1 rRNA gene is annotated in these 255 nt (G+C 45.1%); it reads left to right on the top strand.

Annotation, left to right across the window (positions count from 1 at the left end):
• Positions 1 to 141: 141 nt before the first annotated feature.
• A 23S ribosomal RNA gene (locus M3661_RS30105) occupies positions 142 to 255 on the top strand; the annotation flags it as partial.

Raw genomic sequence — 255 nt, 5'->3', positions numbered from 1 at the left:
TCCAAACCAAACGATTGCTCGTTGTCAGTTTTGAAAGAACAGTTATGTTTCTTTCACTTGTACCTTGAAAACTGAATCGCGAAAGTGAAGTGTCTTAGAATCATCCTTTTAGTTGATATACGCTCAGTAATGAGCATACTAGGTTAAGCTAGTAAGAGCACACGGAGGATGCCTAGGCACCAGGAGCCGATGAAGGACGTGGCGAACAACGAAATGCCTCGGGGAGCTGTAAGCAAGCATTGATCCGGGGATGTC

This window comes from Paenibacillus sp. MER 180 (assembly GCF_023713665.1).
Classification (GTDB): Bacteria; Bacillota; Bacilli; order Paenibacillales; family Paenibacillaceae; genus Paenibacillus_B; species Paenibacillus_B suaedae.
Note: the sequence above shows the minus strand (reverse complement) of the source record. Positions and strands in the feature narration are given on the sequence as shown.